At 68.5% G+C, this 7,451-nt stretch carries 8 protein-coding genes; 2 read left to right on the forward strand and 6 right to left on the reverse strand.

Annotated features, from left to right (window positions below):
• Positions 1-847 (reverse strand): ABC transporter ATP-binding protein (locus tag KBY78_RS14280; RefSeq protein ID WP_255144159.1); only part of this gene is annotated, 847 nt, incomplete at its 3' end.
• A gap of 67 nt (positions 848-914) precedes the next feature.
• Between KBY78_RS14280 and cgtA the strand changes: the two genes are divergently transcribed.
• The gene (gene cgtA / locus KBY78_RS14285) at positions 915-1,907 is read left to right on the forward strand and encodes an Obg family GTPase CgtA (protein ID WP_255144160.1); all 993 of its coding nucleotides are present in this window, start codon (positions 915-917) and stop codon (positions 1,905-1,907) included.
• Between the two features lie 97 nt (positions 1,908-2,004).
• On the opposite strand, the gene KBY78_RS14290 is transcribed toward cgtA, so the two are convergent.
• The 4 genes from KBY78_RS14290 to KBY78_RS14305 all read right to left on the reverse strand — a co-directional run bounded on the left by KBY78_RS14290 (position 2,005) and on the right by KBY78_RS14305 (position 5,883).
• Positions 2,005-2,223 carry a Calvin cycle protein CP12 gene (locus KBY78_RS14290; RefSeq protein ID WP_006172041.1) on the reverse strand — a complete coding sequence of 73 codons (219 nt, stop codon included), beginning with the start codon at positions 2,221-2,223 and terminating at the stop codon, positions 2,005-2,007.
• An 89-nt stretch (positions 2,224-2,312) separates the two neighbouring features.
• The gene (gene abc-f / locus KBY78_RS14295; protein WP_255144161.1) at positions 2,313-4,256 is read right to left on the reverse strand and encodes a ribosomal protection-like ABC-F family protein; all 1,944 of its coding nucleotides are present in this window, start codon (positions 4,254-4,256) and stop codon (positions 2,313-2,315) included.
• Positions 4,253-4,915, reverse strand: coding sequence for a DUF2301 domain-containing membrane protein (locus tag KBY78_RS14300; RefSeq protein WP_255144162.1), 663 nt, complete (start codon positions 4,913-4,915; stop codon positions 4,253-4,255). The genes abc-f and KBY78_RS14300 overlap by 4 nt, the downstream gene beginning before the upstream one ends.
• On the reverse strand, positions 4,912-5,883 hold the full coding sequence (locus KBY78_RS14305; RefSeq protein WP_255144163.1) for a glutathione S-transferase C-terminal domain-containing protein: 972 nt from the start codon (positions 5,881-5,883) through the stop codon (positions 4,912-4,914). The genes KBY78_RS14300 and KBY78_RS14305 overlap by 4 nt, the downstream gene beginning before the upstream one ends.
• Before the next feature lie 91 nt (positions 5,884-5,974).
• Between KBY78_RS14305 and KBY78_RS14310 the strand changes: the two genes are divergently transcribed.
• Complete coding sequence (locus KBY78_RS14310; RefSeq protein ID WP_255144164.1) at positions 5,975-6,913, forward strand: aspartoacylase; 939 nt, start codon at positions 5,975-5,977, stop codon at positions 6,911-6,913.
• Positions 6,914-6,936: 23 nt separating this feature from the next.
• Here KBY78_RS14310 and KBY78_RS14315 read toward each other — a convergent pair whose 3' ends face one another.
• A complete protein-coding gene (locus KBY78_RS14315; RefSeq protein ID WP_255144165.1) occupies positions 6,937-7,365 on the reverse strand; it encodes a hypothetical protein in 429 nt (142 codons plus the stop codon).
• Positions 7,366-7,451: the final 86 nt, after the last annotated feature.

A 7,451-nucleotide genomic window follows, 5' to 3' on the forward strand; every position in this document is an offset into this window, starting at 1 on the left:
CGACTCCGGCCTGCTTCACAGGCAGCAGGTTCATCGGCGGGCTGCCGATGAACTGGGCCACAAACAGGTTGGCGGGGTGTTCATAGAACTCCATCGGTGTCCCCAGCTGCTGCAGACGTCCCTGGTTGAGCACGGCGATGCGGTGGCCCATCGTCATCGCCTCCACCTGGTCGTGGGTGACGTAGAGCGTGGTGATGCCCAGCTGCCGCTGCAGCGCCACGATCTGCGCCCGGGTGCCGGTGCGCAGCTTGGCGTCGAGGTTGCTGAGCGGTTCATCCATCAGGAACACCTTCGGCTGGCGGGCGATGGCCCGTCCCAGGGCCACCCGTTGCTTCTGTCCGCCGGAGAGTTCCTTGGGCAGGCGCTCGAGCAGTGGGGTGAGCTCCATTTGCTGGCCCCCCGCCTTGATCCGCTCCTCGATCCGCCGCTCCCGCTCCGAAGCGACCCGCAGCCCGGCGGGCAGGCGCCGCGTGAAGCGGTGAAGTCCGTCCTGCAGATGCTGAACGGTGGTCCTGGGCCGGCTGCGCCGCAGCCCGAAGCCGATGTTGTCGGCGACGCTCAGGTGGGGATAAAGGGCGTAGCTCTGGAACACCATCGCCACATCCCGCTGGGCCGGCCGCAAGCCACTCACGGCGCGCTCCCCCACCAGGATCTCACCGCTGCTGGGGGTTTCCAGGCCCGCCAGGATGCGCAGCAGGGTGCTTTTGCCACAGCCCGAGGGCCCCACCAGCACAAGGAATTCGCCGTCGTGCACGGTCAGATCCAGCTGCCGCAGCACCTCCACCGGCGCGCTCCCCCGCCGGGGAGGGAAGGTCTTGCTGACCTTCTGGAAGCGCACCTCAGCCAACATCAGCCCTCCGACCGGCCGACCCTAGGGTTGGTGATCCATCCGGCCCAGTCCCTGCGGTCTTCCCTTGCAGTTCATTGATCAAGCCCGCATCGCGGTCCAGGGCGGCCGTGGCGGAGATGGCATCGTCGCCTTCAGGCGTGAAAAGTACGTTCCCGCCGGTGGTCCCTCCGGCGGCGATGGCGGTCATGGCGGCACCGTATGGCTCGAGGCCGATCCGAACCTGCAGACCCTGCTCGACTTCAAATACAAGCGACTGTTCGAGGCCCCGGAAGGACGCCGCGGTGGGCCCAACAGGCGCAGTGGTGCCAGCGGCGACGACCTGGTGATCCGGGTGCCCTGCGGCACCGAAGTGCGTCTACAGGAGAGCGAGCAGCTGCTCGGTGACCTCACCGAACCGGGTGACCGGCTGCGGGTGGCGGCCGGGGGACGCGGCGGCCTCGGCAACGCCCACTACCTGAGCAACCGCAACCGGGCGCCGGAGAAGTGCACCGAGGGCAGGGACGGTGAGGAGCGCCAGCTGCAGCTGGAGCTCAAGCTGCTGGCGGAGGTGGGCATCATCGGCCTGCCCAATGCTGGCAAGAGCACCCTGATCAGCGTGCTCTCCGCCGCCAAGCCCAAGATTGCCGATTACCCCTTCACCACCCTGGTGCCCAACCTGGGGGTGGTGCGCCGCCCCAGCGGCGATGGCACCGTCTTCGCCGATATCCCCGGCCTGATCGCCGGCGCGGCCCAGGGGGCCGGCCTGGGCCACGACTTCCTGCGCCACATCGAGCGCACCCGTCTGCTGGTGCACCTGGTGGATGCCTCCAGCGCCGATGTCACCAGTGACCTGGCGGTGGTGGAACAGGAGCTGCTGGCCTACGGCCATGGCCTCGATCAGCGCCCCAGGATCCTGGCCCTCAACAAAAGTGAGCTGCTGCTGCCTGATCAGCTGGAGGCCGCCCGGGCCTCCCTGGCTGCTCTCTGGGGTGGTGAGGTGCTGCTGATCTCGGCGGCCACCAAATCCGGCCTCGACGGATTGCTCGCTGAGGTCTGGAAGGAGCTGGGGATCCAGTGAGAGCCAATGGGCAAATATGGGTCCGCATCAAAAACCCCCCACATAGGGGGGGACGGCCGCGTACAGACAGGCCTGGGGTCAGGGTGGTTAAGACTGATCAGTCGTCGTAGACCCTGCACTCGGGAGCTTCGGGGTTGAGATCGCAATAGACCTCGAGGGAATTGGGATCGTGATCGTCCTCGGGGTGATGCGATTTGTATTCCTCGAGCGACTTGAGCTCGTCTTCGAGGTGGCGCACCTTCGCCTCGTTGCCGACGGCCTTGGCCGTTTCGATCTCGATCTGATCCTTGCGGATGTGCTCGTCGATGGAAGTCATAGGAAGGCCGGCCTTCGGCTACCGGAGCTTTTCGGAACCACCATACGGGGGGCCACCCGTGCTCAGGGGGCAATGTGATCCAGCGCTGATCAAGCGCCCAGCTCACTGAGCTCCAGCCAGCGCTCCTCGCCGTGCTCGATGCGCTCCAGCAGAGCGGCCAGGTCGTGGGTGAGGCTCTCGAGGCGGGAGTAGTCGCCGCCGGCACCGCCTGCCAGTTCCTGCTCCAGCTGTGCCCTCCGGGCTTCCCATTCCGGCAGCGACCGCTCCAGCTCCTCCAGTTCCCGGTTTTGCTTGAAGCTGCGGCGCCGGGCGGCTGGGGCCACCGGCTCCTGGACTGCTGCGGTCGAAGCCGCTGATGGAGTGGGTGCCGCGGCAGCCGTGCCCGCTGAGGGCGCCGCTGCCACCCGCTCCAGGTAGGCGCTGTAGTTGCCCTCGTGACGCCTGAGCTCTCCGGCTTCAAAGCAGAACAACCGGTCGACGGTGCGGTCGAGGAAGTAGCGGTCGTGGGAGACCACCACCACACAGCCGCGGAAATCCTCCAGGAAGTCTTCGAGCACCGTGAGGGTGTGCACGTCGAGGTCGTTGGTGGGCTCATCGAGCAGCAGCACGTTGGGGGCGCTGATCAGCAGCCGGCAGAGGTAGAGCCGCCGCCGCTCACCGCCTGAGAGGCGTCCGATCGGGCTGTGCTGCTGGGCGGGAGGGAACAGGAACCGCTCCAGCAGCTGGGAGGCGCTGACGGCCACCCCGCCCACCTCGATGCGGCTGGCCTCCTCCTGCACGTAGTCGATCAGTTTGCGCTCCAGCCCCCGGCCACTGGAGAGCCCCTCAGCCTGCTGATCGAAGTAGGCCAGCTTCACCGTGCTGCCCAGCTCCAGGCGACCCTGCTGGGGCTGGCGGCGGCCGGCGATCAGATCGAGCAGGGTGGATTTCCCTGAACCGTTGGCCCCGATGATCCCCACCCGGTCTTCGGGGCTGAAGTCGTAACTGAAATCGCGCAGCAGGGGTCGCCCCCCCCCTGACGCTCCGTCGGCAGGACCGGCGCTCGGTTCGGCCCACACGCTGAGATGCTCCGCCGTGATCGCCTTCTTGCCGAGGCGGCGCTGGGCGGTGGCCAGGCTGAGCTGCCCCTTGCTCTGGCGTTTCGGGGCCTCCTGCATCGCCTCGATCCGCTGGATCCGGGCTTTCTGCTTGGTGCTGCGGGCCTGGGGACCGCGGCGCAGCCACTCCAGTTCCCGCCGCAGGGCCCCCTTGAACTTCGCGGCGCTGGCGGCTTCGATCGCCTCCTCGTCGGCCTTGGTCTGCAGGTAGGTGGCGTAGTTACCGGGATAGCTGCGGGCCACGCCCCGGTCCACCTCGACGATGCGGCGGGCCACCCGGTCGAGCACGTAGCGGTCGTGGGTGATCAGCACCAGGGCGCCGGGGAAGCGCTCCAGCTGCCCCTGCAGCCATTCGATGCAGAGGGCGTCGAGGTGGTTGGTGGGCTCATCGAGCAGGAGCACATCGGGCTCGGCCACCAGGGCCGCGGCAAGCGCCAGCCGTTTGCGGAATCCGCCGGAAAGGTCGCCCACCCGCCGGTGCACGTCGCTGATGCCCAGGCGCTCGAGCACCTCACGGCACTGCTGCTCCAGGCTCCAGGCGTTGGCCTGGTCCATGCGTTCCTGCAGGTCGCTGAGCTCGCCGAGCAGGGCCTGATCCGCGGGATCGTTCGCCAGGTCCTGGCTCACTTCGGTGAAGCGGCGCAGCAGTGCCATCTTCTCGCCGCTGTCCTCGAACACCTGCTCGAGCACGGTGCGCTCGGGATCGAGATCCGGCTCCTGGGCCACCATCACCACCTTCAACCGCCCGGAGCAGCGCCGCTCCCCTTCCCCAGGTGGTTCGAGGCCCGCCAGCAGCCGCAACAGGGTGGATTTGCCGGCGCCATTGGGGCCGATCAGCCCCAGGCGGTCTCGCTCCTGAAGGTGCAGGTTGAGGTCTTCAAAGAGGGTGCGAAGGCCGAAGTCCTTGCTGACTCCCACCAGGCTGATCAGGGTCACGCTCGCGAGGGAGGCCTCTGGCTCTCCAGGTAAGCAAAGACGCTTTTGTCGCCCACATCGGCGGCGGCCTGCATCGGGAATTTGCGCAGGGTCAGGATCAGCAGCAGCGCCGCCTCGATGGCCAGCAGCGTGAAGGTGGTGCGCTCATCAAGCAGGCCCACCAGGCGGCCCAGCAGCGCTACCGGCAGCAGCAGGGTCACCCCGATCGCTTCGGGCCGCTGGAAGCAGAAGAATTCCTTGAAGCCCACGCCCGCCAAGGCCGCAAAGAACGGCCCCACCGCCCAGATCCAGCGGGAGTCGGTCGCCACGGCGTCGAGCATGGCGCCCTGGCCCTGCTGAAGGGCCAGGGCCACCCCGCCGGCGCAGCCCAGCAACCAGAACAGCTGCAGGGCCCGGTGCAGTGGACGCAGATAGATGTGAATCCAGCGCAAGGCCAGCCCCAGCCCCACGGCCATCAGCACCAGCCAGGGCCAGAGCCCCTGGCTGCCCCAGTTGGCCCACTGCAGCAGCAGGCCTCCCTGGGCCAGGGCCACCCCCAGCAGGGCCAGGCGGTAGCCCAGCACTTCGCGGCGGTCGCGGGCTGTGATCGTGAACGGTCCATAGACGCCCTCGAACACCGGATCGTCCGGGCTGCCCTCGTGCTGGGATCGATCGGTCATGGCTGGGGTCGCTCGGGAGCAGGGCCTGTCACCAGTGTGGCCAGATCCGCCCCCGCCGGAACGATCCCCGAGGGGTGCAGGGGAAACAGGGCTCCGAAGTAGTCGCGGCGCCACGAGTCCGGGAAGCAGGTGGCGGCGACCCCGGGGAGGGCGTAGAGGCGGGCACGCCAGGCCATCAGGGCCGGGGAATTCCAGAGTGGGCGGCGGCCGCCGCCGGACAGCGGGGCATAGACCAGCCCCCGGCGGATCAGGGGGGGGAAGAGCTCCACATCCGCCAGGGTGAGCCGGTTGCCGCACAGCCATGGTCCGCCCCGCTCCAGGGCTGTCTCGGCCGCTTCGAGGCTGGCGAACAGTTCGGCTTCGGCCTGGTCATAGGCGGCCTGGGTGCGCGCGAAACCGCAGCGGTAGACCCCATCGTTCACCGTTCCCTGCAGCCGCTGCCGCCAGTGGCCGATCGCCTGCGCCTGGTCATCGGGCAACAGATCCGGAGCCCCCTCTGGCGCGGGCCAGCGGTTGAGCAGCTCGATCAGCCGGGCGCTCTCGTTCACCAGGATTCGGCGGCCGGTGCGGTCGTAGAGGGCGGGCACCGTGGCACGGGCCTTCGGGTCGCCGCCACTGCGCCGGTAGAGATCCACCAGGGCGCTGGCCCCCTCGTAGGGGGTGTCGAAGCGCCAGCGGCCCGCTTTGGGATCGGGCTCCACCACCACCAGCTCCAGGCTGCCGGCGAGCTGGCGCAGGCTCCACACCAGCCAGGCCCGGTGGGCCCACGGGCAGCTGCGCCCCACGATCAGCCCATGGACGCCCGTGTTGCCTGCTGTGGCCGGCAGTTCCGGAGCGACAGCGCAGGCGCTCTCGGGCCGCCGGTAGTTCCCGGCCGCGTCAGCTGGGCCGAGACCCTTCATCAACTGCTGCCACTGGCAGCGCCAGGCGGCACGCACGCTGGCGACCAGCAGGGGTGGAACAGCCATGGCAGTCTCCAGCGCTGCCTCCGACTCTGGCCCGCAGCGGCCTCACGCTGCGCCAGTCTGGCCGCAGATCGGATCTGCAGGAGGCTTGGCGATGGGCGCGGCAGCGGTTCTGGTGGTGGCCGGCACCCATGGCAATGAGCGCAATGCTCCCTGGCTGCTGGAGCACTGGCTGGCTCACCCCGGCGCCCTCGATGCCGCCGGTCTGGCGCTGCAACTGGTGATCGGCAATCCAGGAGCCCTCGCAGCAGGCCGCCGCTACCTTGATCGCGACCTGAACCGCTCCTTCACCAGCGCCTTGCTCGAGGCCCCGGGCCCGGCTGATCGGGAGGTGCAGCGGGCCCGGGAGCTGCTGGCCCTGCACGGACCGGCCGGATCCCGGCCCTGCGCCCTGGTGCTCGATCTGCACAGCACCACCGCCGCCATGGGTAATTCCCTGGTGGTGTACGGGCGGCGGCCTGTGGATCTGGCCCTGGCGGCGGGCATTCAGGCGCTGCTGGGCTTGCCGATCTACCTGCATGAGGCCGATGCGAGCCAGCAGGGGTTTCTGCTGGAGTGCTGGCCTTGCGGCCTGGTGATCGAGGTGGGCCCGGTGCCTCAGGGGGTGGTCAATGCCGCCATCTGCCACCAGACCCAGCGGGCCCTGGAGGCCGCTCTGGCGGTGCTGGCCTCAGCACGCCGAGGTGATCTGGCCCTGCCCCGGGGCCTCACGGTGCACCGCCACCTGGGCAGCCTCGATCTGCCGCGGCATCCCGATGGCCGCCCGGCCGCCTGCCTGCATCCGCTGCGCCAGCACCGCGACTGGCAATTGATCCGCCCTGGAGATCCCCTCTTCGTCACGGCGGGCGGTGAAACCCTTCGCTATGAGCCCACCGATCCCGAACCGCTCTGGCCGGTGTTCATCAACGAAGCGGCCTACGGTGAAAAGGGCATCGCCCTGAGCCTCACCCGCCGCGAACGCTGGCCTTGCGAGGCCGCCTGGGCAGAGGACCTGCAGCAACTCGCCAAACATCTCACCCTTTCAACTGGCTGATCTGCCAGAGAGAGCTCAGTCCCTCAGATCGCCGGGGCGTCGGGTTCAGGCTCAGTCTCAGGCATTGGAGACTGCTCGGGGGCCTGTTGCTCAGGCCTGGGGGCACCGTTGTAGACCACCTTTACAACGGAGCGGCCATCGGCTGAGACTTCGATCTCGGTTTCCGCTGTGGGCGCCAGCCCCAGGATCTGCCAGCCAGGAGGCCCTCCCAGGAAGCGGAAGATGTATCCCTTGGCATCGCCCTTGATCAGGCAGTCGCCGCCACCGCGGTTGTACATGCAGGCATCAGGCCTGTAGACGGTCAGACCACCGTTCAGCCGCTCTGCGTACATGCGGGCCACATTGGTGGCCCGCTGGCGGGTGAAGGGGAAGAGCTCGTAGCTGTCCTGGGCCAGGGAGGGCGAGGCGGCAAGGAGAGCCACGCAGGCCGAGAGAGCAAGAAGTTGGCGCATGAATGACACCTTGAATCAAGCGTGCTCGGCTCAGGGGCGGACCGTGTCCAGATCAGCCACAGGCCCAGGTGCCCTGCTCCGTGGGG

It is taken from the genome of Synechococcus sp. EJ6-Ellesmere (assembly GCF_024345875.1).
Classification (GTDB): Bacteria; Cyanobacteriota; Cyanobacteriia; order PCC-6307; family Cyanobiaceae; genus Regnicoccus_A; species Regnicoccus_A antarcticus.

Bases quoted from the DNA above. Each gene is read 5' to 3' on its own strand.
- KBY78_RS14290 (WP_006172041.1), bottom strand. From the start codon at position 2,223: ATGACTTCCATCGACGAGCACATCCGCAAGGATCAGATCGAGATCGAA.
- KBY78_RS14300 (WP_255144162.1), bottom strand. From the start codon at position 4,915: ATGACCGATCGATCCCAGCACGAGGGCAGCCCGGACGATCCGGTGTTC.
- KBY78_RS14305 (WP_255144163.1), bottom strand. From the start codon at position 5,883: ATGGCTGTTCCACCCCTGCTGGTCGCCAGCGTGCGTGCCGCCTGGCGC.
- KBY78_RS14310 (WP_255144164.1), top strand. From the start codon at position 5,975: ATGGGCGCGGCAGCGGTTCTGGTGGTGGCCGGCACCCATGGCAATGAG.
- KBY78_RS14315 (WP_255144165.1), bottom strand. From the start codon at position 7,365: ATGCGCCAACTTCTTGCTCTCTCGGCCTGCGTGGCTCTCCTTGCCGCC.